This is a genomic window from Streptomyces sp. NPDC027189 (assembly GCF_055566975.1).
In genome coordinates, this window is the sequence record NZ_JBVHRI010000020.1 from 56,290 (window position 1) to 81,102 (window position 24,813).

Sequence of the window (24,813 nt, forward strand, 5' to 3'; positions counted from 1 at the left end):
GGAAAGCGCTTACTTAAGGTACGCCAGACCTGGGTGGACCAAGGTGTATCCGTCGACGAGTCTGCGTGCCACGTTCACGGAGTCCACGAGCGGATGCAGGGCGAAGGCCTTCACCGCGGTGGTGCGCGAGCCCGACTCGGCCGCGGACAGCACTTCGCGCTCCACCGCCTTGACCGCGCACACCAGCCCGGTCGCATGGTCGGGCAGCGGGTCCACCGCGACGGGATGTGCGCCGTTGGCGTCGACGAGGCACGGCACCTCGATGACGGCCTCCGTGTCGAGGACGGAGAGGGTGCCGCGGTTACGGACGTTGAGGATGAGGGTGGTGCGCTCGTCGCGGGCGATGGCCCGCATCAGGGCGAGGGCGACCTTCTCGTAGCCGCCGGAGAGGTCGTCGGCGTCGCGTTCGCCCGCGCCGGCCGTCTCCCGGTTCTCGGACATGTACGTGGCCTCGCGCTCGGCGCGGGTCCGGTCCCAGGCGGTCAGCGCGCCGGCGTCCGGGCGCTTCATCTCGTCGTAGAACCGGGCCTGCTGGTCGCGCAGGAAGGCGCCGCGGGTCTTCTCCGCCTCCTGGTAGGCGCGGACGGCTTCGCGGTTGAAGTAGTAGTAGTGCAGGTATTCGTTCGGGACGGCGCCCAGGGACTGGAGCCACTCGGGGCCGAAGAGCTTGCCCTCCTCGAAGGAGCCGAGCAGCTCCGGGTCGGCGAGCAGCCGCGGGAGTTCGTCACGGCCCGCGACGCGCAGCCCGCGGACCCAGCCGAGGTGGTTGAGGCCGACGTAGTCGATCCAGGCCTCGCGCGGGTTCGCGCCGAGGACCTTCGCGATCCGGCGGCCGAGGCCGACCGGTGAGTCGCAGATACCGATCACACGGTCGCCGAGGTGGCGGGACATGGCCTCGGTGACCAGCCCCGCGGGGTTGGTGAAGTTGATGACCCAGGCATCGGGGGCGAGACGGGCCACGCGCTGCGCGATGTCGACGGCGACGGGCACCGTGCGCAGTCCGTACGCGATACCGCCCGCGCCGACCGTCTCCTGGCCCAGGACACCCTGGTCCAGGGCGACCCGCTCGTCCGCCGCGCGCCCTTCGAGGCCGCCGACCCGGATCGCGGAGAAGACGAAGTCGGCGCCGCGCAGGGCCTCGTCGAGGTCGGTGGTGACGGTCACCTCGGGCGCGTCCGGCACGCCGGCCGCCTGCTCGGCGAGGACGCGCGCCACGGCGGAGAGCCGTCCGGCGTCCAGGTCGTGCAGCACGACCTGGGTGACGCGGCCCTCGGCGCGGTCCCCGAGGAGCGCCCCGTACACGAGCGGGACGCGGAATCCGCCGCCGCCCAGAATGGTCAGCCTCACGCAATTACCACCTTTGCAGTTCGTGCATTGACGCAGGACACGCGGCGAGGGCTCACGCCACGACCACTTGTACGCCCGCTTCCTCCAAGGAGGACCGCGTCGCCGCGTCCACCGGCGCGTTCGTCACCACCACGTCCAGATCCTCGGGGCCGCAGACCTTCGCCATCCCCGTCCCCGGGAACTTGGCCCGGTCCGCGAGCAGCACCACCCGCTCCCCGGCCTTGATCATGGCGCGTTTGACCGGCACCTCGACGACGGTCGTGTCCATCACCTGCCCGCCCGGCCGGACCCCGCTGGTGCCGAGGAAGAGCCAGTCCGCGTGCAGTTGGCGCAGGTTGTCCTCGGTGAGGAAGCCGACCAGGGAGCGGTACTCGCGGCGGACCATCCCGCCGAGCAGCACCAGCTCTATGTCCTCGTCGTCCACGAGTTCCTCGTAGACCACCAGGTTGCTGGTGATCACGGTGATCCTGCGGCCGTGCAGCTGCCGGGCCAGCCGGTACGCGGTGGTGCCGATGTCGAGGAGCACGGACTGACCGTCCTCGATGAGTGAAGCGGCCTTCGCGGCTATGGCGTCCTTCTCGGGTACGCGCACCTCGGCGACCTCGGCGAAGGGCTGGTCGCCCTCGTCCACGACCGCGCCGCCGTGCACCCGCGTCAGCAGGCCCTCCTCCTCCAGCTTCAAAAGGTCACGGCGGACCGTGGCGGGACTCACGCCCAGTTGTTCGGAGAGATCGGTCACGGCCGCGGGACCGCCGGAGCGCAGGGCCCGCAGGATGAGTTGATGTCGTCGCTCTGCCAGCACGGAATGAACAGTACTCGTCATTCCCCGTCATTTCTATGCTCGTTTCTGCTCGACTCTTGCCAAATGACGGAGAGGCGCGCACGATCCTGTGCACCGCTTGCAGACTTTTGACGAGAGGATGCGCCCGTGGGCGACGAAGGGCCCGATGTCCTGCTGACCGGGCTGCTCTTCTACGACCTCGTCCTCACCGGACTGGGCAAGCCGCCGACGCCGGGTGAGGAGATCTGGACCGCGGGCATGGGCGTGAGCCCCGGCGGTATCGCCAACCTGGCCGTGGCGGCCTCACGCTTCGGCCTGCGCACTTCCCTGGCCACGGTCTTCGGCGACGACCACTACGGCGCGTACTGCCGTGAAGTCCTCGCCGACCAGGAGGGCATCGACCTCTCGCTCTCCCGCACCGCGGACGGCTGGCACACCCCGGTCACCGTCTCGCTCGCGCTCCCCCAGGCTCTCGGCCCCGCTCGAGCAGGGGGGACCCCCATCCACGACCGCGCGCTGGTCACCCACGGCCAGGAACCCCCGTACTCGCAGGACACGCTGATGGGTGACCCGCCCGAGGCGCGCACCGCGCTGGTGCACATCGAGGCCGAGCCGCGCGCCTGGCTCGCCAAGGCGGCCGCGAACGGCACGCAGATCTACGCCGATGTCGGCTGGGACCCCACCCAGCAGTGGTCCACCGACCTCCTCGACCAGCTCTCCCTGTGCCATGCCTTCCTCCCCAACGAGGCCGAGGCGATGGCGTACACACGTACCGACAGTGCGGTGGCCGCACTCGGCACCCTCAGCGAACTGGTGCCGGTGGCCGTGGTCACGCGAGGCGGCGACGGCGCGGTGGCCGTGGACCAGACGACAGGCGAGTACGCCGACGTACCCGCCCTGGACATCGATGTCCTGGACCCGACGGGCGCCGGGGACGTCTTCGGCGCGAGCTTCGTCGCGGCCTCGCTCGGCGGCTGGCCACTCGAGGAACGGCTGCGCTTCGCGGTGCTGGCCGCCGGCCTGTCCGTGCGGCGGCACGGCGGTGCGCTTGCCGCGCCCGGCTGGTACGGCGTGCACCGCTGGTGGCACTCCCTCGACGACCCCGAACTACGGCGCGCGTACGGCTTCCTGGCCGACCGGATCCCGGCCGACCCGGGCCCGCCCGTCCAGTACGCGCCCGTCACCCCCCGCTGAACCCCCCGATCGGTACCTCTCGCTTTCGAAGATCGTCGAAGAACGTCGAAGAACGTCAAAGAACCGAAAGGCGGTGGGAGCTGTGCGGCTCTCACGAAGGGGCCTGCTGCGCGCGGGCCTGGCCGGTACGGCCGCCACGGCACTCGGCGGCCTGGCGACCGGCTGTGCCGTTCCGACCGGGTCCACCGGCCGGAACATGGTCATGTGGTACTGGAGCGGCGGGCTGAGCCCGAAGGTCGTCCAGGACGCCAAGACCCGCTACGACAGCTCGGTGAACCTGCAGGCCATCCAGATCGGCGGCTACTACCGCTCGAAGCTGATGACCACCATGACCGGGCACGCCCACATCCCGGACATCGCCGGGCTCAAGGGCGAGGACATGGCCTCGTACCTGCCAAACTCCGACCAGTTCGTGGACCTGCGCACGCTCGGCGCCGACAAGCTCAAGGACCAGTACCTGCCCTGGAAGTGGGATCAGGGCATCGCCGAGGACGGCTCGATGGTGGGCTTCCCGATCGACTGCGGTCCGGTCGCCCACTACTACCAGCCGGCCGTCTTCAAGAAGGGCGGCCTGCCGTACGAGCCGGCGGACGTCTCCAAGGAGCTGGACACCTGGGAGAAGTTCTTCGCGGCCGGCGAGCAGCTCAAGAAGCGCATCCCCGGCACGTTCATCCTCACCGACGCCCTCAGCGTCTTCGGCATCTCGGTGAACCAGACGACCAGGCGGTTCGTCGACAAGGACCGGCACTTCATCGGCGACCAGGAGCATGTGCGCACCGCCTGGGACCGCGCGGTCGAGGCCACCCGCCGCGGCCTTGTCTCGAAGATCGTCAACGGCACGCCGGACAACATATCGGCAACCGAGCGAGGCCTGCTGCCCAGCCAGCTGAACGCCTCCTGGGCGGCCGGCGACATCAAGCTCAACACACCGAAGACCAAGGGCAAGTGGCGGGTGGCGGCCTGTCCGGGCGGACCGTCGAACATCGGCGGTTCGTTCCTCGCCGTCACCAAGGCGTGCCGGGAGCCGGAAAAGGCCTTCGAGATGATCACCTGGATGCTCGACGCGGACAACCAGGCCCAGGGCTTCGTCGACTCGGTGCTCTTCCCGTCGACCCCCGCGTCGTACGGCATGAAGAAGCTCCGTGAACCCGACGCGTTCTTCGGCAACCAGATCACCATGGACGTCTTCGGCCCGGCCGCGCAGAAGATCCCGGTCGCCTTCAACAGCCCGTACGACATCGCGCTCAGCACCCCCATCAACGACGAGCTGCGGAACTTCTCCGTTCTCGGCAAGGACGAGAAGCAGGCCTGGAGGGACGCCATGAGCAAGTGCCGGCGCATCGCGGACCACCTGGGGGTGAGTTACTGATGGCTACCGCACCCGTGGTCGAGACACCCCCGGCGGTCGTCGCCAGTGCCCCCGTCGTCCACCAGAAGAAAGGCATCCTGAGCTACTGGCGGCTGTACGCCGCGATCTCCCCCTTCTATCTCCTGTTCCTCGCCTTCGGCCTGATCCCGGTCGGCTTCTCGCTCTACCTGTCCTTCCATCGCTGGGACGGGCTCGGCTCGATGGAGTTCGCCGGGCTGTCGCAGTACCGCTATCTGCTGTCGGACAGTCAATTCTGGACCGCGATCGGGAACACGATCATCATCTGGGCGCTGGCCACCTTCCCGATGATCTTCCTCGCCATGGTGACGGCCGTGCTGCTCAACTCGGCGGTCCGCTTCAAGAACGTCTACCGCTTCGCGTTCTTCCTGCCGAACGTCACCTCGATCGTGGCCGTCGCGATCATCTTCGGCTCGGTCTTCTCCACCAACTTCGGCCTGATGAACGCCGTGTTGCAGGCGCTCGGCCTGGACCAGGTGGCGTGGCTGAACAGTCCCTGGGGCATCAAGGTCGCCATCGCGACGCTGATGACCTGGCAGTGGACCGGCTACAACGCGATCATCTTCCTCGCCGGGCTCCAGACGATCCCGGGCGAGCTGTACGAGGCGGCGCGGATGGACGGCGCCGGGCCCGTGCAGACCTTCTTCCGCATCACGCTGCCGCTGCTGCGTCCGGTGCTGCTCTTCGTGCTGGTCATCTCGACCGTCACCGGACTGCAGAGCTTCTCCGAACCGCAGGTGCTGCTGCAGACCACGGACAACAACTCGTCGTTCGCGGGCGGTCCGGGACACGCGGGCCAGACGATGGTCCTCTACTTCTTCCAGCAGACCTTCGACAACAACGACTTCGGATACGGCGCCGCCGTCGCCTGGGGCATCTTCCTGGTCGTCATCCTCTTCTCGATCATCAACTGGCGCCTGGTGCAGCGCCGGGGCGAAGACTAGGAGACCGCCACCATGGCATCCATCAAGGGTTCACGGCAGCGGGGCACAGCCCTCCACCTGGTCCTGATCGTCGGCCTGCTGCTCTCGGTCTTCCCGTTCTACTGGGCCGTGATCATGTCGACGCACTCGTCGACCGAGATCTTCTCCTACCCGCCGAAGCTGCTGCCCGGCTCGCACTTCCTGGAGAACCTCCGCCACCTCTTCGACAACGTCGACTTCTTCGGGTCGATGTTCAACTCCCTGCTCGTGGCCGGCTCGGTCACGGTCCTGGTCCTCTTCTTCGACTCCCTCGCGGCCTTCGTCTTCGCCAAGTTCCAGTTCCCCGGCCGCCGGGTGCTCTTCGCCCTGATGATGGCGATCTTCATGGTGCCGGCGCAGCTCCAGGCCATCCCGCAGTTCGTGATCATGGCGAAGCTGGGCTGGATCGGCTCGATGACCGCGCTGATCGTCCCGGCGGCCGCCAACGCGTTCGGCATCTTCTGGATGCGCCAGTACATGAAGAGCGCCATCCACGACGAACTCCTCGACGCCTCCAAGCTCGACGGCGCCGGATTCCTGCGCCAGTACTGGCACGTGGCGCTCCCGGTCGTCCGGCCCGGACTCGCCTTCCTCGGCATCTTCACCTTCATGGGCCAGTGGAACGACTACGCCTGGCCGCTGATCGCCCTCACCAATCCGGACAACGTGACCCTCCAGGTCGCCCTGTCTCAGCTCAACGGCGTCCACGGCACCACCGACTACGGGATGGTCATGACGGGCGCGCTGCTGGCCCTCCTCCCGCTGCTGATCGTCTTCGCGATCGGCGCCAAGCAGATCATCGGCGACCTCGGCAAGGGGGCCATCCGCTGATGACCGATCCGTCGATCCGCGGACCAGTGCCCGCCGATCCCCTGATCGCCCTGCGCCCCTGGGAGGCACCTGAGGTGACCTCCTGGGGGCGGTTGCCTATGAACGCCGTGGACCGGCGTCCGGGCGCGCTGTCGCTGGACGGTGGCTGGCGGTTCCAGCTGCTGCCGGCCCCCGACGCCGCGCTCGGCGACTGGGCCCGGATCGAGGTCCCCGGCGCCTGGACCATGCAGGGCACCGACGATCTCCCCCAGTACACCAACTTCCGCATGCCGTGGCACGAGTTCCCGCCCGCGTCGCCCGCCGCCAACCCGACGGGCGTGTACGAGCGTGCTGTGGACGTCCCCGACGCGTGGGCCGGTCGCCGCGTCCTGCTCCAGGTCGGTGCCGCCGAGAGCGTGCTGCTGGTCCACGTCGACGGGCGGCCGGTCGGCATCTCCAAGGACTCGCACCTCGCGGCGGAGTTCGATCTCTCGGAGGTCGTCCGTCCCGGGCGGCGCGCCACCGTACGGCTCACCGTCGTGAAGTGGTCGGACGCCTCGCACATCGAGGACCAGGACCAGTGGTGGCACGGCGGGATCACCCGCTCGGTCCTGCTGTACGCCACCGATCCGCTGTATCTGGCCGACGTGACCGTACGGACGCGGCTCGACGGAGAGCTGCGGGTGGACTGTCAGGTCCGGAGCAGTTCCGGCGCACTGCCCGAGGGCTGGTACGTCACCGGAGAGCTGGATGGTCAACTCCTCGCTCAGGACGCGGAGTTCGACCGTTTCAACGCCGAGGACGGGCGGGTCTCCGACTTCCTCGGCGAGGCACGCCTCGGCGCGGTCGTGCGTGACGTCCGCCCGTGGACTGCGGAGACGCCCGAGCTGTACGGCCTGACCGTACGGCTGCACCGCGCCGACGGTTCGGTCGCCGACACCTCGTACCACCGCGTCGGCTTCCGCGAGGTCGAGATCCGCGGCCGTGACCTGCTCCTCAACGGCGAGCGGGTCTACATCCGGGGCGTCAACCGGCACGACTTCCATCCGCTGACGGGGCGGACGGTGTCGCAGCAGGACATGCGCGCGGACCTGGAGCTGCTGAAGCGCTTCGGGTTCAACGCGATCCGCACCGCCCACTACCCGAACGACCCGACCCTCCTCGACCTCGCCGACGAGCTCGGCTTCTACGTCGTGGACGAGGCGGACATCGAGGCGCACGACCACGCGCACGAGATCGCCGACGACCCGCGCTACACCAGTGCCTTCGTGGACCGCGTCGCGCGGATGGTGCTCCGCGACAAGAACCACCCTTCCGTCATCATCTGGTCCCTCGGCAACGAGTCCGACTACGGCGCCAACCACGACGCCGCCGCGGGGTGGCTGCGCCGCCACGACCCGACCAGGCCGCTGCAGTACGAGGGCGCGGCCAAGCTCGACTGGGCCGATACGAGCGTGGCGTCCGACATCGCCTGCCCCATGTACGCGCCCATCGAGGACTGTGTCGCCCACGCCCTCTCCGGGACGCAGACCAAGCCGCTCATCCAGTGCGAGTACTCGCACGCCATGGGCAACAGCAACGGCACGCTCGCCGACCACTGGGCCGCCATCGAGTCAACCCCAGGGCTTCAGGGCGGTTTCATCTGGGAGTTCTGGGACCACGGCATTCTCCAACGCGTGAACGACGGAAGACCGGCCGGGCGCGGTGGCGCCGGGCTGTATGACAACGGTGTCGCGGCGCCGGGCCACCGCTGGGCGTACGGCGGCGACTTCGGCGAGGCGATCCACGACGGCGCGTTCATCGCCGACGGGGTCGTCTTCCCCGACCGGACCCCGAAGCCGGTGATGTACGAGCACCGGGAGATCGCGGCGCCGGTCATGCTGACGAACTTCCACCACGAAGGGCTCGCCATCGCCAACCGCCAGCACTTCCGGGGGCTGGACTGGCTGGCCGCCGAGTGGGAGCTGTCGCTCGCGGACGGCGGCACTCTGACGGCTCCCGCCGAACTGCCCGACGTGGGCCCCGGCGAGTCGGCCACGGTTCCGCTGCCCTTCCCGCTGCCCGAGGACGCCGGCGAGGCGTGGCTGACGCTGCGCGTGACGACGGCGGGCGACGAGCCATGGGCGCCGCGCGGCACGGTGGTGTGCCTGCCGCAGGTGCGGCTGCGGGCGGCGTCCGGCAGGGAGGACGGCATAGGAGACGAGGACGTCGCGCAGGACGTCCCCGTGACGGGCGAGCCCGTCGACATCGACGAGGACGGACTCCTCGTTCACCCGCTGCTCACCGCCGCCCCCGTGCTCTCGTTGTGGCGGACCCCCACCGACAACGACGAACTGGGCGGCGTCGCGGTGCGCTGGCGCTCCTGGGGTCTCGACACGCTCGTACGCAAGGTCGTCGCCGTACAGCGTGAAGACGAGCGAAGCGAGACGGGGGTCCTTCCGGCCGGTGGCCGGGGGAGCGTCACCGTGCTCGCCGAGTACGACACCTGGGCGGGCACCGTGCGCCACGAGCAGGTGTTCACGCGCGTCGAGGGTGGTGTGCTCGTCGAGGAATCGGCAGAGCTGCCGGACGGCCTCGACGACGTGGCGCGGGTGGGCTCGGTCTTCGAGACCGTCGCCGGGCTCGATGTCCTGGAGTGGTACGGGCCGGGTCCCTGGGAGTCGTATCCGGACCGCTGCGCCGGCGCGCCCGTCGGCCACCACTCCCTGCCCGTGGACGAACTGTTCACCCCCTATCTGCGTCCGCAGGAGAGCGGCGGGCGGCACGGCGTACGACAGTTCACGCTGTCGGCGCCCGACGCCACCGGCCTCTCGGTCGCACTGGACGAACCGCGTCAGGTGTCCGTGACCCGGTACCGCGCCGAGGACCTGGCCGCCGCCACCCACCACGACGAGCTGGTGCCGCGGCCCGGCTGCGTCGTGCACATCGACGCCGCGCACCGGGGCCTGGGCACGGCCTCGTGCGGGCCCGACACCTCGCCCGAGTACCTCATCGACACCGGTACGCACCGCTGGTCCTGGACGCTGCGCGTGCTCTGACCTCGCTCGCACCCACCCTTTCGACACCTCCTCGCGCACCCACCCCTTCAACACCTCCCTGCGCACCCACCTCTTCGATGCCTCTTTGATGGAGCAGACGTGTGTACTTCGCATGCCCGGACGCAGGCCGATCAGGCCGCCGCCCAAGCCGACCAGGCCGACGCCGGAAGACGTAACTTCCTGCGGGCCACGGCGCTGATCGGCGCGGCGGCCACGACCGTCGCGCTGCCCGCGACCGCTCAGGCGGCCCCCCGTGAGGCGAGCCGGCGGCCCGACCCCGAGAGCCGCCGCTTCACCCTCGCCGTCATGCCCGACACCCAGTACCTCTTCGACGGCCCGAGCATCAACCCCGCGCCGATCGAGGCCTCGCTCCGCTACCTCCTGGAGCACGGCAAGGACGAGAACATCGTCTTCCTCTCGCATCTGGGCGACCTCACGGAGAACGGCGCACAGGCCGAATTCGACGCGGCGGGCAAGGCGTTCGAGCTCCTCGACCGGCGCGGTGTGGGCTACAGCGTGCTGGCGGGCAACCATGACATCCGGTCGTCCACGGACGACCAGCGGGGCGCGACCCCGTACCTGGACGTCTTCGGGCCGCAGCGCTTCGCGCGCAAGCGCACCTTCGGCGGTGCCTCGCCGGACGGCTACAACACCTTCCACCTCTTCACGGCGGCCGGCCGGCAGTGGCTCGTCCTCGCACTGGACTGGCGGCTGTCGGCGAAGGGCTACGCATGGGCGAAGGACGTCATCGCGGCGCACCCCAAGACGCCCGTCATCCTCACCACGCACGAGCTGGTCGTGGAGGACGACACCCTCTCCTCGTACGGACAGCGCCTGTGGGACGAGCTGGTCAATGATCACGACCAGATCTTCCTGACCCTCAACGGGCACTACTGGCCCGCCGCCCGCGCCACCCACAAGAACGCGGCCGGGAACGACGTACATCTTCACCTGACGAACTATCAGAACCGCTACTACGGCGGCGCGGCGATGATCCGCCTCTACCGCTTCGACCTCGACCGGAACACCATCGACGTCGAGACGATCTCGCCGTGGATCCTGGGCCGGGCCGCCCAGGGCCTCAACGAGCTGGAGCGGCAGGAGATCGAACTCAGCGGCGACGCGGACCGGTTCTCCGTCACCCTCGACTTCGAGGAGCGCTTCTCGGGCTTCGCTCCGGTGCCCGCCCGGCCGTCGCGGCCCGCCTCGCAGATGCTCGTCCGGGGCACGGTCGCGTACTGGCGCTTCGACGGCCACGCCGACGGTACGGCGGTCGAGGGCACGGTCCGCGATCTCTCCGGGCACGGGAACGACCTGACCGTGGTCAAGGTCGCCGACGGCGCACTCAGCTGGTCGTCGGCCCACCACCCGGACCAGCCGGGCCACGGCAGCCTCACCTTCCAGGGCGGCAAGCCTCCGCTGAAGGGCGCGTATCTGCGCACGGTCGACGGCGCCCCTCTCAACTCGGCGACCTTCCCGCGCGGTTACACCGTCGAGGCCTTCTACCAGCTTCCCGCCGACTGGGACGCCTCGCACAACGCCTGGGCCTCGCTGATCAGCCGCACCGGTACCGGCGGCGGCGCGGGCAAGACCGCGGACGACCCGGACGAGCCGCTCGCCACGCTCTCCCTGTCCGACGGGCCCGGCCCGCAGTGGGCGGTCCGGCCGCTCAACCAGCAGGGCATCACCACCAACTGGGGCGACGAGACGGCCCGCGAGCAGTGGTGGCACGTCGCCGTCGTCAACGACGGCTCCCACACCACGATGTACGTCCAGGGCTGCCCGGTCGCCCGCAATCCGCACGCCTCCGCCGTCGGGCTCATCTCACTCGGTCTGCCCTGGCTGCTCGGCGGCTACGAGTACGCGGGGAAGATCGACCAGATTCTGCACGGCCGGCTCGGCGACGTCCGGATCGTCGAGCGCGCCCTTCCCGTCACGTCGTTCATGAACCACTGATCCGAAGACCCGAGGGACTCACACGATCATGACCGAGCAGCAACTGCCCGCCTGGGCCGATCCGTCCGTCTCCCCCGCCGCACTGGACCCGCAGGGCATGTCGCGGCGCGGGCTGCTGCGCCGCGCGGGCCTGTTCGGGGCGGCCTTCGCGGTGGGCTCGCTCGCGACACCCGCGGCTGCCTCCGCCGGACGCTACGGCGGCAACGATCCGCGCCTCGCCTACCTCGTGGGCGACCACCACATCCACTCCGTCTACAGCCACGACGCGAAGTACACGTTCTCCCAACTCGCCCGGGCCGGCGCCCAGTACGGGCTCGACTGGATGGTCTTCAACGAGCACTCCAACTTCGGGCACGCCAACTACGGCGCGAAGCTGGAACACCAGGAGATCCTCAAGGCGCGCGCCCAGAACCCGCGCCAGCTGATCTTCCAGGGCCTGGAGTGGTACATCCCCGCCGCCGAGCACGCGACCGTCTTCGCCGCTCCCGGCCCGCACGAGGTGGACCTGCTCACCCAGTTCGAACTCGCCTACGACGGCAAGCTGTTGGGCTACACGGCGGGCTCTCCCACCCACCCGGACACGGCTCGCAACGAGGCGCACGCGGTCAAGGCCATCCAGTGGCTGGCCGCACAGCGCCGCACCGGATACGTCGACGACGTCCTCGTTCTCGCCAACCACCCGCTGCGCCTGGGCATCGACTCCCCGCACGAGATGCGCAACTGGCGCGACGCGGCCCCGGAGATCGTGATCGGCATGGAGGGCGCGCCCGGCGCCCAGGGCGGCGGCATCCCCGGCTGGGTCGGCTCGGGCCAGCAGCGCGGCGAGTACGTCAACAAGCCGTCCGAGAACTCCTTCGCCGGGTACCCGGAGGACGCGTACGTCCTGTACGGCGGCTTCGACTGGATGACGGCGACCGTCGGCGGCATGTGGGACGCGATGCTCGCCGAGGGGCGGCTGTTCACGATCACCACCAACTCCGATGTGCACCGTGTCGTCTTCGACACCTGGAAGAACGGCGACTGGGCGCCCGGGCAGAACTTCGACAACACCGGGCACATCCCGGACCCGGTGAACACCGACACGCAGCAGCCGGGCGGCGACTTCTGGCCCGGCCAGTTCAGCCGCACGCATGTGGGCGTGACCCGCTACGGCTACCGCGCGGTGATGGCGGGCCTGCGCGCGGGCCGGGTCTGGCTGGACCACGGCCATCTGCTCGACGGGCTGGACGTCCGGCTGAAGCGGGACTGCGACCACGGCCCGGGGGTGACCATGGGCGGCCGGCTGCGCGTCCGCAAGGGCGAGAAGCTCACGCTGAGCGTCACCGTGACGACCGCCTCGCGCCCCAACCCTCATGGAGTCCTGCCCGAGTTGGCGCACGTCGACGTGATCCGCGGCTCGGTGCGCGGCCCGGTGGCCGACCGCGACGACTGGCGGGCGCCCGACACCAGGGTCGTCCACACGCGTGATGTGAGCGGCCGGAAGGGGACCTACACCCTGCGCATCCCGCTGGTCGCCGGTGACGAGTCCTTCTACGTCCGGCTGCGCGGCAGCGACGGCAACCGCAACGGTGCCGGGTATCTCGGCGCCTCGATCGACCCGCACGGCCCGATTCCGCACGTGCCCGGCAACGGTGACCCGTGGGTCGATACGTGGTTCTATGCCAACCCGGTCTTCGTCGATGTGGCAGGTGTGTGATGAAACGTCAGTTCCTCGCTCTGGCCTCCCTGTTAGGCGCTTTCACGGTCGGCATGAGTACATCGTCCGCTGTCGCCGGCGAGCCCCGCTGGACCGAGTCCGGCACGGCGTACGTCGACTCGCTGAGCGGCGGCCAGGGGCTGGCGAGCCGCGCGAACGGCTCACTGCTCTACCGCGGGCTCGCCTCCATCCCCCTGGACATGCGGATCAAGGGCTGGAACCACGTGGGCGACCCGGACATCGCGCAGGGCTATGTGTTCGACGCCTATCAGGGGCCGGACACGGCGACGTCGAAGATGTTCGCCGTCACCACACCCGCCGGGAAGCGCTACGAGTACGTCCATCAGCTCGACCCGGGCGAGAAGCTGAACAACTCCTTCGCTACCGTGTCGCCCGACGGGCAGTGGCTGGTGTCGGGCGAGTGGGGCGACCAGAACCGGCTCCAGGTCTTTCCCGCTCCCCTGCTCAATCCCTCGACCCCGCGCACCGGCGGTGCCCTGCCGGAGGTCTGGCAGATCACCCTCGACAAACCGGTCCGTGACATCCAGGGCTGCGACTTCGTGAACTCCACCCGGCTGCTGTGCGCCTCGGACGACGGCTCGCGCACGCTCTTCCCCGAGGACCGGCCGCTGCTCCAGGTCGACCTGGACCGGAAGCTGGACGGTCAGCCGATCACGGGCCATGTCACCAGCCTCTTCGCCCTGCCGCAGCGCAGCCTGTGCACGAGCGGGACGTACGAGACGGAGGGCGTGGACTACGACGCCGTACGCGGCACGCTCCGGGCCGAGGTGGTCTCGCCCGGGGCGTGCGCCGTGGCGACGACCGTGTACGCGTACCGCGAGGGCTAGAGGTCAGGCGTAGAAACGCGACAGGCTCTGCAGGACGGCGGCGGGCTTCCCGCCGCCGTCGATCTCTATCGTGCCGTCGACGGCGATCTGCACCCCGCCCGGCACGTCCTCGACCGAGGCGAGCCTCGCGACCAGACGAATCCGCGAACCGACCTTCACCGGCGAGGGGAAACGCACCTTGTTCAGGCCGTAGTTGACCTTCGTCGACACGCCCTCGATCTCCAAGAGCTCGGTGAAGAGCGGGATGAAGAGGGAGAGGGTCAGATAGCCGTGCGCGATGGGTGCGCCGAAGGGGCCCTCGGCCGCCTTCTCCGGATCGACATGGATCCACTGGTGGTCGCCGGTCGCGTCGGCGAAGGTGTTGATCCGCTCCTGGGTGACCTCGATCCACTCACTGGTGCCGAGGTCGCTGCCCGCGAGCTTCTTCAGCTCGTCGAGACCGTTCACGGTGATGCTCATATGCGCTTCCCTGCTGACGAGTTGGTGGAGCCGTACCGCGTACGGACACGGGACTTGAGGAGCTTTCCGGAGGCGGTGCGCGGGAGTTCGTCCGCGATGACGACCGACTTCGGGATCTTGTACTTGGCGAGGCGCCCGGCGAGCGACGCGAGGACGGCGTCCGGGTCCAGGTCGGCCCCCTCGCGGGCGACGACGACCGCGCGCGGCACCTCGCCCCACTTGTCGTCAGCGACGCCGATGACCGCACACTCGACGATGTCGGGGTGGGCGAGGAGCAGGTCCTCGATCTCGGCGGGGTAGATGTTCTCTCCGCCGGAGATGATCATGTCCTTGATGCGGTCGACGATGAAGACATAGCCGTCCTCGTCGATCCGGGCGGCATCCCCGCTGCGGAACCAGCCGTCGGCGAAGGCGGCGGCGGTCTCGTCGGGCAAACCCCAGTACCCGGGCATGACGTGCGGGCCGCGGACGACCACTTCGCCCGTCTCCCCCACGTCGACCGGCGCGAAGTCGGGCCGTACGACCCGTACATCGCTGAAGAAGTGCGGCACCCCCGCCGAACCCGCCTTGCCGACCGCGTGTTCCGCGTCCAGGAAGAGGGTGCCGGGCGCGGCCTCGGTCATGCCGTAGCCCTGGAGGAAGGTGAGGCCGCGCTCCTGGTAGGCGGCTATCAGCGGAGTCGGCACCGGCGAGCCGCCGCAGGTGAGGATGCGCAGCGAGGACAGGTCGGCGTCGGCCCAGCGCGGATGCCGGGCCACCTGGTCGAACATGGTCGGCACACCGAACATGAAGGTGATCCGGTGCCGCTCGATCAGGTCGAAGGTGGCCGCCGGGTCGAAGGATTCGACCAGGACGCAGGTGCCGCCCTTGAGGAGCACCGGCAGGGTGAGCATGTTCAGCCCGGCCGTGTGGAACAACGGGGCCGAGACCAGGGCGCGTTCGTCGGCGATCAGGTCGTGGTCGACGAGGACGTTGACCGCGTTCCAGGTCAGATTGCCGTGGGTGAGCATCGCGCCCTTGGGGCGGCCCGTCGTGCCCGAGGTGTACATGATGATGCAGGTGTCGTCGGCGGTGACGGGCTGGTCGATCGCCTCGTCGGGGGCCCCGGCTATCAACTCCTCGTAGTGGTCGCCGACTTCGACGAACGTCCGCACATCGGTGCTGCCCGGCAGACCCGCGACGAGCCCCGCCAGCGACGGTGCGTACACCAGGGCCCTGGCGCCCGAATCGCCCAGCTGGTAGGCGATCTCGGCTCCGGCGAGGCGGGGGTTGAGCGGCACGAAGACCGCGCCCAGGACACCGGCGGCGAAGAGCGTTTCGAGGTACGCCGGGTGGTTGGGGCCGAGATAGGCGATCCGGTCGCCGCGGCGCAGGCCCAGAGCGCGCAGGGCCTGGGCGAGCCGGGTCGTGCGGGAATACAGCTCGGCGTAGCCGACACTGCTGTCGCCGTGGATCAGGGCGGTGCGGTGCGGGGTCTTGCGGGCCCGGCGTGCGGGCCATGACCCCAGTCCCTCATTGCGCATCTGTCTGCCCCTGTCCGTCGTCGCACATGGGATGGCACATGGGGTGGCCCCTTACGGCGTGAGTCCGAGCAGGCGGGCGGCGTTCTCCTTGAGGATCTTCGGCTTGACCTCGTCCTTGATCGGCAGCTTCTCGAAGTCGGCGAGCCAGCGGTCGGGGGTGAGGACGGGATAGTCGGAGCCGAAGAGAACCTTGTCCTTCAGCAGCGTGTTGGCGTACTGCACCAGCTGCTGCGGGAAGTACTTCGGCGACCAGCCGGACAGGTCGATGTGCACGCCCGGCTTGTGCGTGGCCACCGCGAGCGCCTCGTCCTGCCAGGGGAAGGACGGGTGCGCCAGGATGATCTTCAGATGCGGGAAGTCGGCGGCCACGTCGTCCACGTGCAGCGGGTTCGAGTACTTGAGCCGGATCCCTCCCCCGCCGGGCACTCCGGCGCCGATCCCCGTCTGTCCCGTGTGGAAGAGGGCGATCGTGCCGGTTTCCTCGATCACCTCGTACAGGTCGTACGCCACAGAGCGGTCGTTGGGGAAGAAGCCCTGGATGCTGGGGTGGAACTTGAAGCCCTTCACCCCGTATTCCTCGACCAGGCGGCGGGCCTGCTTCACCCCCGCCTTGCCGCGGAAGGGATCGATGGAGGCGAACGGGATCAGCACGTCCGGATTGGCGGCCGCGGCCTCGGCGACCTCCTCGTTCGGGACGGGCTCGGTGCCGGTGGCGGACTCGGCGTCGACCGTGAAGATCACGGCGGCCATCTTCCGCTCACGGTAGTGGGCGGCGGTCTCCTCCAGGGTCGGCTTCCGCTTTCCCTCGACCTTGAAGTAGGCACTGGAGGCGTCGTGCAGGTCCTCGTCGAGCGAGGAGTGGCCCTTCGACGACACCTCGGCGTGGGTATGGACGTCGATGGCGACGAGTTCGTTCAGGTCCATCACGCCTCCGGCAGCTTCGGCGCGGGGATCCCGACGGTCTGCGGTTCGGCACCGACCGAGGCGGCCCAGGCGTCGGCCAGGGTGTCCGGGGTCCAGCCGCCGTCCGCGTACGCCGCCTTGATCTCCTGCGGATGCGACCAGAGTGCCACCTTGTCACCGCCGATGCCGATGGCCTGCCCGGTGACGCCGCGGGCGGCCTCGGAGGCGAGGAACGGGACAAGGGCCGCGCAGTCCTCGGGGGTGCCGAAGCCCTCGCCCTTACGGAGGAAGTCGGGCAGCGGCTCGCCCTGCCTCATGGCCTCGATGTAGGGCGCGAAGGCCGGGATGGTCTCGGTCATCGCGGTCGCGGCGACCGGCACGATCGCGTTGACGGTGATGCCCGCGCGGCCCAGCTCCATCGACCAGGTGCGGGCCATGGCGGCGATGCCCGCCTTCGCGGCGGCGTAGTTCGTCTGACCGAAGTTCCCGCGCTGCCCGGCCGGCGAGCCGACCAGGATCAGGCTGCCGCCCTCGCCCTGCTCGCGCATCCGCACGGCGGCGGCGCGGGCGCAGGTGAAGGTGCCCTTGAGGTGGGTGGTGATCACCGCGTCGAAGTCCTCGTCGGTCATCTTCCACAGGACCTTGTCGCGCAGGATGCCCGCGTTGGTCACCAGGATGTCGAGCCGTCCGAACTCCTCCACCGCGCGGGCGACGAGCCGGTCGGCGGCCTCGGACGTGCCGACCGCGACCACCTCGGCGACGGCCCTGCCGCCGGCCTCGGTGATGGACTTGACGGCCTGCTCCGCCACGGCCTCGTCGACGTCGTTGACGACCACGCAGGCGCCGACGGCCGCGAGGGCGTGCGCGTAGGCCAGGCCGAGGCCACGGCCACTGCCGGTGACGACGGCGGCCTTGCCGGTGAGATCGATGCTGGGCACGAGGGGTCCCTTCGAAGCTTCGGATCAGCAAGCGCGGCCTGGAGCGCCGAGCTGCGGCTACGAGATCGAAGCTAAGGACAATAATTGTTGACGTCAATAGTTGTTGCCGACTCATCCGTGCGTCATGCTGTGCGTAGTACGGCGTGAAGCCGTGCGCGGTACGGCGTCATCGTGAGCGCGGTACGACGTCATCGTGAGCGCGGTACGACGTCATCGTGAGCGCGGAACGGCGTCATCGTGAGCGCGGTACGGCGTCATCCTCGTGAGCGCGGTACGGCGTCATCCTCGTACCGAACCACATCCGAACCGCCCCGCCCGGGGCCCGGCCCAGGGAGCCCGTCATCGCAGGTCAGCAGCGCGCGACAGAAATTGCCGGAGGCTCTGCCCCCATCGATGCCCAGGAGCCGTGGATGCGCGGACTGCACGCGGACACCGGCTACCTCCTGTACCGGCTGGGGCTGCGCTCGGGGCAGCTGTTCAACACGTTCCTGCAGGAGTCGGGGCTCCGCCTGCGCCATTACGCGCTGCTCCGCTTCCTCGCCACCTCCGAAGGAGCGCTGCAGCGGGAGTTGAGCTCGCGGCTCGGGTACGACCCGAGCGCGATCGTCGGGCTCGTCGACGACCTGGAGAAGCTCGGTTTCGCCGAGCGCCGTCCTTCACCGGACGACCGTCGCAGCCGGATCGTCGTGCTGACCGAGGACGGCCGGGCCTTCCTGCGCGACACCGACGAAGCCGGCCTGCGCGTCACGAACGATCTGCTCCAGCCCCTCGCCCCAGCCGAGCGAGCCACCCTGCACGCCCTTCTGCAACGGGTCGCGGAGACCGAACTCAACTCATGACCACCCTGTCCGTGCCCGACCGCCTGCTCGCCGTGCTCGCCGCCTTCGACCACGAGCACCCGGCGCTGTGCCTGTCGGACATCGGCCGCCGGGCCGGGCTCACCCTCACCACGGCCCACCGGCTGGTCGGCGCGCTCACCGAATGGGGCGCCCTGGAGCGGGACGAGGACGGCGTCTACCACGTGGGCCTGCGACTGTGGGAGATCGCGGCGCTCGCTCCGCGGGGCCTGGCGCTGCGGCAGATCGCGCTGCCGTACCTGGAGGACCTGTACGAAGCGACGCACGAGAACGTGCAGTTGGCGGTCCGCGACGGCTCCGAGGTCGTCTACATCGAGTGGATCTCCGGGCACTCCGCGGTCGGCGTCCGCATCCAGGTGGGCGCCCGCTGGCCGCTGCACGCCACGGGTGTGGGGCTCGCGCTCCTCGCGCACGCCGAGGCGGCGTTCCAGGAGGCGTACTGCGACCGCCCGCTCGCCTCGTTCACCCCGCACACCATCACGGATCCGGCCCGGCTGCGCCGCCTGCTGGCCGAAGTGCGGCGCACGGGGGCCGCGGTGAGCAGCCGTCAGGTCACCGACGACGCCCTGTCGGTGGCCGCTGCGGTACACGGCGCGGGCGGGACGGTCGTCGCGGCCGTCTCGGTGGTCGTGCCCGAGGCCGACGCTCAGGTACCGGCGTTGATCCCGGCGGTACGGCTGGCGGCGCGCGGGATCTCGCGGGCGCTCGGATGGCAGCCCGAAGCGCGGGCAGCGCGCGACTCGTAGGGCGCCGGATATCCCTCTCATCGGTGAGGACTTCGCCGCCCGGTGGTCGGGATACTGGGACGGCCCTTGCCCAGAGGAGCCGTGTATGTCCGCTCAGTCCTGGTTCACGCCCGCCGTCTCACGATGGCGGGCGGTGTTCTCCCCCACCGCAGTCCGATGGCGGTCGGTCTTCTCGCGGTTGCGCACGACGCATCCCTACGTCCTCGACACCGCGCTCGCCGCGCTGGTGCTGTTCGCCGCCTCGCTGCAGTGGATGTTCCCCGACGAGGGCGACGACCGGCTGTCGTGGCAGGGGTTCCTGCTGGCGGTCGGCACCGCGGTGCCGCTTGTGTGGCGGCGGCGGGCGCCCTTCCTGTCCGCCTGCGCGGTGTCGATCTGTACGCCCGCCATGGCGGTGTATCACGCGCCGCCGCCGAACGTCGCCTACGGCGGACTGGTCGTCCTCTACACCGTGGCCACGCTCTGCCCGCCCGTACAGCGCCGGTTCATGCTGGTGACCTGGCTGGTCGGTGCCTCGCTGACCATGATGGCCAAGGAACACGCCCAGCCCTTCGAGTACGCCTTCCATCTGACGAGCTTCCTCAGCGCGTACGCGCTCGGGATCCTCACCCGCGTCCAGCGCGCGTACACCGCGGAGCTGGAGGACCGGGCCCGCCGTCTGGAGCGGGAGCGTGCCGCCGACACGGCGCGGGCCACGGCGCAGGAACGCGCCCGGATCGCCCGGGACATGCACGACATCCTGGCCCACGCGGTGAGCCTGATGGTGGTGCAGGCCGAGGCCGGCCCGGTGGTCGTGCGCAGCGATCCGGAGCGCGCCGAGGCGGCCTTCGACGCGATCGCGACGAGCGGGCGCGACGCGATGCGACAGCTGCGGCGGATCCTCGGCGTGCTCAAGGAGGAGCAGGTGAACGGGGCATCGGCCCGGTTGCCGCAGCCCGGCATCGCGGCCCTCGCCGAACTGGTCGGCCAGGTCGCGGAGTCCACCGGGCTGCGGGTGGACCTGAGCACGACCGGCGCGCCCCGCCCGCTCCCCGCGGACACCGAGGTCGCCGCCTACCGGGTGGTGCAGGAGGCCCTCACCAACACCGTGAAGCATGCGTACGCTTCCACGGCACGGGTCGAACTCGACTGGACGGAGGACGCGTTGACGCTCACGGTGACGGACGACGGGCGGGGGCCGGGTACACGTGGGCCCAGCACGCCACCCGGCGGTCACGGGCTGATCGGCATCCGTGAGCGGGCCGCCGCCTGCGGGGGCAGCGCGGACTCGGGGCGCGGTCCCGACGGCGGCTTCCGGGTCGCGGTACGCCTGCCCGCGACCGCCGACCGGCAGGCGGCCCTGGGGTGAGCATCCGCGTGGTGGTCGCCGACGACCAGGAGCTGGTGCGCAGCGGCTTCAGCATGATCCTGGAGGCGCAGCCGGACATCGAGGTGGTGGCGGAGGCCGGGGACGGCGTAGAAGCCGTGGCGGCGGTACGGGAGCACGCGCCGGACGTGCTGCTGCTCGACATCCGTATGCCGCACATGGACGGCCTGGAGGCGGCCCGCCTGGTGTGCGCGGAGTCCGGCTGCAAGGTCGTCATGCTGACCACGTTCGATCTCGACGAGTACGTGTACGAGGCGCTGTACGCGGGAGCGAGTGGCTTTCTGCTCAAGGATGTTCGGCGCGACGACCTGGTGCACGCGGTCCGTGTCGTCGCGGCGGGCGACTCGCTCCTCGCGCCCTCGGTGACCCGCCGTCTGGTCGCCGACTTCATCCGGCGCCGTCACGCCGAGGCGGCGCCGGAACCCGCGCCGACCCGCCTCGGAACCCTCACCGCCCGCGAGGAGGAGACCCTGCGGCTGCTCGCCCGCGGCCTGTCCAACGCGGAGATCGCGACGACGCTCTTCGTGAGTGAACACACCGTCAAGACCCATGTCAGCAACATGCTGGGCAAGCTGGGTCTGCGGGACCGGGTACAGGCGGTGATCTGCGCGTACGAGACGGGTCTGGTGACACCCGGCGCCTCCTAGGGCCTGTCGTAGGCATCACGCCTGGGCCGCGGGGCTTGGCACGCACATCTGCGGCGTTGTCGTCGGTCGGCGACGCTCCGGCCTGTCCGACGGGCAGGCCCGGCTCCCTCGGAGGAGTGAGACCGGACCCGGTATCCCTCGCACGGGGGAGTTCCCGAAACCGCTCCTCCCGGCGATCCGGTGGCCCCCTGTCCGGCACGACGCTGAGTGGCGATGTCACCGACCGCACCCACCGCCGGGAGGCGTACCGTGCTCGCCACGATCTCCCGGGCGGCGACCCGCCGCCCGCTCACCGTGATCCTCGTCTGGCTGCTCATGCTGCTGATCGGCTTCGGCCTCGGCACGGGCGTGTTCAGCCGGCTCGTCGACTCGGTGCCCGATGTCCCGGGCACCGAGTCGGACCGGGCCGCCGCCTACCTCGACCGCGTCGACAAGAGCGGAGAGTCGATCACCGCCGTCGTCGCGGGCACCTCGGTCTCCGACCCCGGCCTGCGGTCCCAAGTCGGACGTGCAGTCGCCGATTTGCGTACGGTCTCGGGAATCGCCGACGTGCCCGACCCGTACACCACCCACGGGCTCACCTCCGAGGACGGCAAGGCCCTCGTCATCCCGGTGACGCTCAAGGGCGACCTGAAGTTCAAGGACAAGAAGGAGGCCGTGGACACGGCGGCCGAGCGCATCCGGCAGATCGACGCGCCCGAAGTCCACGTCAGCGGCGGGCTGTTGCTCGGCCAGCAGATGAGCGGGCGCGCCCAGGGGGACGTACAGCGGGCCGAGTTGATCTCACTGCCGGTCGTCCTGGCGCTGCTGCTCGTCGTCTTCGGCGGGCTGCGGGCGGCCGGGCTGCCACTGCTGGTCGCGATCAGCGGAGTGGCGGGCGCGTTCCTGGCGCTCTTCGCCTTCAGCCAGTTCACCGACATCTCGGTGTACGCGATCCAGGTCACCACCATGCTGGGCCTCGGACTCGCCGTGGACTACGCGCTGTTGATGGTGGTCCGCTTCCGCGAGGAGCGACGGCACACCGACGACGTCATCGAGGCCGTGCACCGCACCGTCGCCGGCGCCGGGCGGACCGTCCTGTTCTCCGGGCTCACGGTGGCCGTCAGCCTCACCGGGCTGCTGGTGTTCCCCAGCCCGTTCCTGCGCAGCATGGGGCTGGCCGTGGCCGCCGTGGTCGTCGTCGACATGCTCGCCGCGGTCACCCTGCTGCCGGCCCTGCTGGCGCGCTTCGGCGCCCGCATCGCACCGGCCCGCGCCCCCCGCGTGGACGCCGGCTCCAAGTCCGGCTCCAGGTTCGGCCTCAAGTCCGGCGCCGATCCCGACAATGAGGGCCGCGTCTTCGCCCGGCTCGCCCGGTTCGCCGCGCGCCGTCCTCTCGTCATCCTGGCCACCCTCGTCCCGGCGCTGCTGGTCCTCGCGCTGCCCGTCGCCGGAATGAAGATCAGCATCGGGGACGCCAAGCAACTGCCGTCCAACACCGAGGCACGGCAGCTGTACGACACCGTGGACGCCCACTTCCCGCCCGGCACCGGGGTCTCGCCGGTGACCGTGGTGGTGCGCCCCGGCGCGGCCGCGGACACGGTGGCCCGGATCCGTGCCCTCTCCGACACAACCGACTCCCGCGCCCTCCCGGGCGGCGCCACCCTGGTGCACCTCCAGCCGACCGGCAGCGTCGACGGCAAGGCGGCGACCGACCTGGTCGAGCGGGTACGGCAGGTACGCGGGAACGAGCCCGTCGAGGTCACCGGCGTAGCGGCCCGGCTGGTCGACTTCCGCGAGATGCTCGCCGAGCGGGCGCCCTGGGCGGCGGCCACCGTTCTGCTCGGCATCTTCGCGCTGCTCTTCGCCTTCACCGGCTCGGTCCTGATCCCGCTGCGGACCATCGCGACCACACTGCTCAGCCTGGGCGCCGCGCTCGGCGCGGTGGTCTGGGTCTTCCAGGACGGCCATCTGGCCGGGGCGCTGGGCGCCGAAGGCCTGGGCTCGCTCAGCCTGACGGCTCCGCCGCTGATCATCGCGATCGCCTTCGGACTCGCCATGGACTACGAGCTCTTCATCCTCGCCCGGATGCGCGAGACCTGGCTGCGGACCGGCGACGCCCAGGAGGCCGTGGTGACCGGTCTACGCCGCTCCGGACGCGTGGTCAGCTGTGCCGCACTGCTCCTCGCGATCGTCTTCGGGGCGTTCATGACCGGCGGCTTCTCCCCCATCCTGCAGATCGGCCTCGGGCTCACCCTGGCCGTCCTGATCGACGCGACCGTCGTACGGATGCTCCTCGTACCGGCGACGATGGCGCTGCTCGGGCGGCGCGCGTGGTGGGCGCCGGGCGCCATGCGACGGGCGCACGACCGGTTCGGGGTGAATGAGGAGGCGTCGCCTCAGCCTCAACTGACCAGTGTCTGACGGCCGGCCGTGTCGTTGTCGCGGGGCCGTTCCACCGGCTGCGTCACCTCGCCGCATGGTCGCCAGAAGCAACCCTTCCGGGTGTGCGGCGGTCTTACCAGGCGTCGTGCTCGGAGGGGCAACCTCGGTCGACTCATACTGGTAAACCGACTGGAAAGGGCGCACCCCATGGTGCTGGATCCCAACTTCTGCCTGGACGTTCCGGAGGGTTTCGACGACTCGGACGCTGAGACTGGGGTGCATCCCATCGCCAGGAAGCTGTTCCCCGCCACAACTGCCGCGGAAGCCTTCAGGAAGGCCCATGAGTGGCTGCGGGAACAAAGAGTCCGCCTGGCAGATGTGTCGTGGGATTTCCTTCACGGCGAGGACGAGCCCTACACGCTGAGCATCTATTTCACGTTCGAACTGGAACCCGAAGACACCTGACCACGACTGTGCAGTTGCGTTGGATCAGCCAGTCGTCGGTCCGGGTGTGCCGTCGCCGGACGCGCAATGGGCGCGGATCGAGCCGTTGCTCCGCGTCCGACCACGTTCCGTCCGCCACCGCGCGATCGAGCCGCCGCTCGATCGCCTCGGAGCTCGCGTCGAGTTCGGCACGCTCCTCCGCGTCTCGGCGCGAGTCCTCCTGGCGCTCAATCCGGTAACTGCCGTTCGTCGTCAGCTGTTGGGCGGTGACCGTTGCGGGCTCCTCCTGCGTGCGGAACTCGTAGCAGACCCTCTCGTTCGCACCCGCGAACAGCCGGACGAGATCGGTCACCCGCCCGTCCTCGACCTCGTCGTCCTCGACGTCGATCCCGGGCGTCTGCCAGACCTGTGCCTGCTCGGCGGCCGCCACCCCGCCTCGGGCGAGGGCCACGCGCAGTTCCATCACGACGTCCGCGGCGACCGCGGCGGGACTGCGGGGAACCGAGTGCGACACGCGTCGTCCACAGAGTCGAACAGGACCCGGTAC

General features: G+C 70.0%; 21 protein-coding genes. 14 read left to right on the forward strand and 7 right to left on the reverse strand.

The window, feature by feature from the left end:
• Positions 1–9: 9 nt before the first annotated feature.
• Positions 10–1,347, reverse strand: a complete 1,338-nt coding sequence (locus tag ACZ4RZ_RS35790; protein WP_467751027.1) for a 6-phospho-beta-glucosidase — start codon at positions 1,345–1,347, stop codon at positions 10–12.
• 52 nt (positions 1,348–1,399) lie between these two features.
• Positions 1,400–2,149, reverse strand: a complete 750-nt coding sequence (locus ACZ4RZ_RS35795; RefSeq protein WP_406178218.1) for a DeoR/GlpR family DNA-binding transcription regulator — start codon at positions 2,147–2,149, stop codon at positions 1,400–1,402.
• A 126-nt stretch (positions 2,150–2,275) separates the two neighbouring features.
• Here ACZ4RZ_RS35795 and ACZ4RZ_RS35800 point away from each other — a divergent pair, with 126 nt between their 5' ends.
• From ACZ4RZ_RS35800 to ACZ4RZ_RS35835, 8 genes are all read left to right on the forward strand, one after another.
• Positions 2,276–3,322, forward strand: a complete 1,047-nt coding sequence (locus ACZ4RZ_RS35800; protein WP_467751028.1) for a carbohydrate kinase family protein — start codon at positions 2,276–2,278, stop codon at positions 3,320–3,322.
• 82 nt (positions 3,323–3,404) lie between these two features.
• Positions 3,405–4,691: an ABC transporter substrate-binding protein gene (locus ACZ4RZ_RS35805; protein ID WP_467751030.1), complete on the forward strand. Its 1,287-nt coding sequence runs from the start codon at positions 3,405–3,407 to the stop codon at positions 4,689–4,691.
• Positions 4,691–5,653 carry a carbohydrate ABC transporter permease gene (locus tag ACZ4RZ_RS35810; protein WP_467751031.1) on the forward strand — a complete coding sequence of 321 codons (963 nt, stop codon included), beginning with the start codon at positions 4,691–4,693 and terminating at the stop codon, positions 5,651–5,653. The genes ACZ4RZ_RS35805 and ACZ4RZ_RS35810 overlap by 1 nt, the downstream gene beginning before the upstream one ends.
• 12 nt (positions 5,654–5,665) lie before the next feature.
• Positions 5,666–6,502 (forward strand): carbohydrate ABC transporter permease, encoded by an 837-nt coding sequence (locus ACZ4RZ_RS35815; RefSeq protein WP_467751033.1) that lies wholly within the window; start codon positions 5,666–5,668, stop codon positions 6,500–6,502.
• Positions 6,502–9,519 carry a glycoside hydrolase family 2 TIM barrel-domain containing protein gene (locus ACZ4RZ_RS35820; protein ID WP_467751034.1) on the forward strand — a complete coding sequence of 1,006 codons (3,018 nt, stop codon included), beginning with the start codon at positions 6,502–6,504 and terminating at the stop codon, positions 9,517–9,519. The genes ACZ4RZ_RS35815 and ACZ4RZ_RS35820 overlap by 1 nt, the downstream gene beginning before the upstream one ends.
• A 99-nt stretch (positions 9,520–9,618) precedes the next feature.
• Entirely contained in the window at positions 9,619–11,475 is a 1,857-nt protein-coding gene (locus ACZ4RZ_RS35825; protein WP_467751036.1) for a LamG-like jellyroll fold domain-containing protein, read from the forward strand.
• A 28-nt stretch (positions 11,476–11,503) separates the two neighbouring features.
• Entirely contained in the window at positions 11,504–13,171 is a 1,668-nt protein-coding gene (locus ACZ4RZ_RS35830) for a histidinol-phosphatase (protein WP_467751038.1), read from the forward strand.
• Entirely contained in the window at positions 13,171–14,019 is an 849-nt protein-coding gene (locus ACZ4RZ_RS35835) for a hypothetical protein (RefSeq protein WP_467751039.1), read from the forward strand. Before ACZ4RZ_RS35830 ends, ACZ4RZ_RS35835 begins: the two co-directional genes overlap by 1 nt.
• A gap of 3 nt (positions 14,020–14,022) precedes the next feature.
• Here ACZ4RZ_RS35835 and ACZ4RZ_RS35840 read toward each other — a convergent pair whose 3' ends face one another.
• Genes ACZ4RZ_RS35840 through ACZ4RZ_RS35855 form a run of 4 tightly spaced genes read right to left on the reverse strand, consistent with a single transcriptional unit; the run spans position 14,023 to position 17,842 of the window.
• Positions 14,023–14,478, reverse strand: a complete 456-nt coding sequence (locus ACZ4RZ_RS35840; RefSeq protein WP_467751041.1) for a MaoC family dehydratase — start codon at positions 14,476–14,478, stop codon at positions 14,023–14,025.
• A complete protein-coding gene (locus ACZ4RZ_RS35845; protein WP_467751042.1) occupies positions 14,475–16,001 on the reverse strand; it encodes an acyl-CoA synthetase in 1,527 nt (508 codons plus the stop codon). Before ACZ4RZ_RS35845 ends, ACZ4RZ_RS35840 begins: the two co-directional genes overlap by 4 nt.
• Positions 16,002–16,052: 51 nt before the next feature.
• The gene (locus tag ACZ4RZ_RS35850) at positions 16,053–16,925 is read right to left on the reverse strand and encodes an amidohydrolase family protein (RefSeq protein WP_467751044.1); all 873 of its coding nucleotides are present in this window, start codon (positions 16,923–16,925) and stop codon (positions 16,053–16,055) included.
• Positions 16,925–17,842, reverse strand: coding sequence for an SDR family NAD(P)-dependent oxidoreductase (locus ACZ4RZ_RS35855; RefSeq protein WP_467751045.1), 918 nt, complete (start codon positions 17,840–17,842; stop codon positions 16,925–16,927). The genes ACZ4RZ_RS35850 and ACZ4RZ_RS35855 overlap by 1 nt, the downstream gene beginning before the upstream one ends.
• A 410-nt stretch (positions 17,843–18,252) precedes the next feature.
• Between ACZ4RZ_RS35855 and ACZ4RZ_RS35860 the strand changes: the two genes are divergently transcribed.
• From ACZ4RZ_RS35860 to ACZ4RZ_RS35885, 6 genes are all read left to right on the forward strand, one after another.
• Positions 18,253–18,681 carry a MarR family winged helix-turn-helix transcriptional regulator gene (locus tag ACZ4RZ_RS35860; RefSeq protein WP_399090686.1) on the forward strand — a complete coding sequence of 143 codons (429 nt, stop codon included), beginning with the start codon at positions 18,253–18,255 and terminating at the stop codon, positions 18,679–18,681.
• Positions 18,678–19,445: an IclR family transcriptional regulator gene (locus tag ACZ4RZ_RS35865; RefSeq protein WP_467751047.1), complete on the forward strand. Its 768-nt coding sequence runs from the start codon at positions 18,678–18,680 to the stop codon at positions 19,443–19,445. Before ACZ4RZ_RS35860 ends, ACZ4RZ_RS35865 begins: the two co-directional genes overlap by 4 nt.
• 85 nt (positions 19,446–19,530) lie before the next feature.
• Positions 19,531–20,793 carry a sensor histidine kinase gene (locus ACZ4RZ_RS35870; RefSeq protein WP_467751048.1) on the forward strand — a complete coding sequence of 421 codons (1,263 nt, stop codon included), beginning with the start codon at positions 19,531–19,533 and terminating at the stop codon, positions 20,791–20,793.
• Positions 20,790–21,458: a response regulator gene (locus ACZ4RZ_RS35875; protein WP_467751049.1), complete on the forward strand. Its 669-nt coding sequence runs from the start codon at positions 20,790–20,792 to the stop codon at positions 21,456–21,458. Before ACZ4RZ_RS35870 ends, ACZ4RZ_RS35875 begins: the two co-directional genes overlap by 4 nt.
• Positions 21,459–21,707: 249 nt before the next feature.
• Positions 21,708–23,861 (forward strand): MMPL family transporter, encoded by a 2,154-nt coding sequence (locus ACZ4RZ_RS35880; RefSeq protein ID WP_467751050.1) that lies wholly within the window; start codon positions 21,708–21,710, stop codon positions 23,859–23,861.
• Positions 23,862–24,029: 168 nt separating this feature from the next.
• Complete coding sequence (locus tag ACZ4RZ_RS35885; RefSeq protein ID WP_467751051.1) at positions 24,030–24,287, forward strand: hypothetical protein; 258 nt, start codon at positions 24,030–24,032, stop codon at positions 24,285–24,287.
• On the opposite strand, the gene ACZ4RZ_RS35890 is transcribed toward ACZ4RZ_RS35885, so the two are convergent.
• Positions 24,256–24,780, reverse strand: a complete 525-nt coding sequence (locus ACZ4RZ_RS35890) for a hypothetical protein (RefSeq protein ID WP_467751053.1) — start codon at positions 24,778–24,780, stop codon at positions 24,256–24,258. The genes ACZ4RZ_RS35885 and ACZ4RZ_RS35890 overlap by 32 nt on opposite strands.
• Positions 24,781–24,813 lie beyond the last annotated feature (33 nt).

Excerpts from the sequence above, each read along its gene's own strand:
- ACZ4RZ_RS35810 (WP_467751031.1), top strand. The coding sequence starts at position 4,691 with ATGGCTACCGCACCCGTGGTCGAGACACCCCCGGCGGTCGTCGCCAGT.
- ACZ4RZ_RS35815 (WP_467751033.1), top strand. The coding sequence starts at position 5,666 with ATGGCATCCATCAAGGGTTCACGGCAGCGGGGCACAGCCCTCCACCTG.
- ACZ4RZ_RS35820 (WP_467751034.1), top strand. The coding sequence starts at position 6,502 with ATGACCGATCCGTCGATCCGCGGACCAGTGCCCGCCGATCCCCTGATC.
- ACZ4RZ_RS35830 (WP_467751038.1), top strand. The coding sequence starts at position 11,504 with ATGACCGAGCAGCAACTGCCCGCCTGGGCCGATCCGTCCGTCTCCCCC.
- ACZ4RZ_RS35835 (WP_467751039.1), top strand. The coding sequence starts at position 13,171 with ATGAAACGTCAGTTCCTCGCTCTGGCCTCCCTGTTAGGCGCTTTCACG.
- ACZ4RZ_RS35840 (WP_467751041.1), bottom strand. The coding sequence starts at position 14,478 with ATGAGCATCACCGTGAACGGTCTCGACGAGCTGAAGAAGCTCGCGGGC.
- ACZ4RZ_RS35845 (WP_467751042.1), bottom strand. The coding sequence starts at position 16,001 with ATGCGCAATGAGGGACTGGGGTCATGGCCCGCACGCCGGGCCCGCAAG.
- ACZ4RZ_RS35850 (WP_467751044.1), bottom strand. The coding sequence starts at position 16,925 with ATGGACCTGAACGAACTCGTCGCCATCGACGTCCATACCCACGCCGAG.
- ACZ4RZ_RS35860 (WP_399090686.1), top strand. The coding sequence starts at position 18,253 with ATGCGCGGACTGCACGCGGACACCGGCTACCTCCTGTACCGGCTGGGG.
- ACZ4RZ_RS35865 (WP_467751047.1), top strand. The coding sequence starts at position 18,678 with ATGACCACCCTGTCCGTGCCCGACCGCCTGCTCGCCGTGCTCGCCGCC.
- ACZ4RZ_RS35870 (WP_467751048.1), top strand. The coding sequence starts at position 19,531 with ATGTCCGCTCAGTCCTGGTTCACGCCCGCCGTCTCACGATGGCGGGCG.
- ACZ4RZ_RS35885 (WP_467751051.1), top strand. The coding sequence starts at position 24,030 with ATGGTGCTGGATCCCAACTTCTGCCTGGACGTTCCGGAGGGTTTCGAC.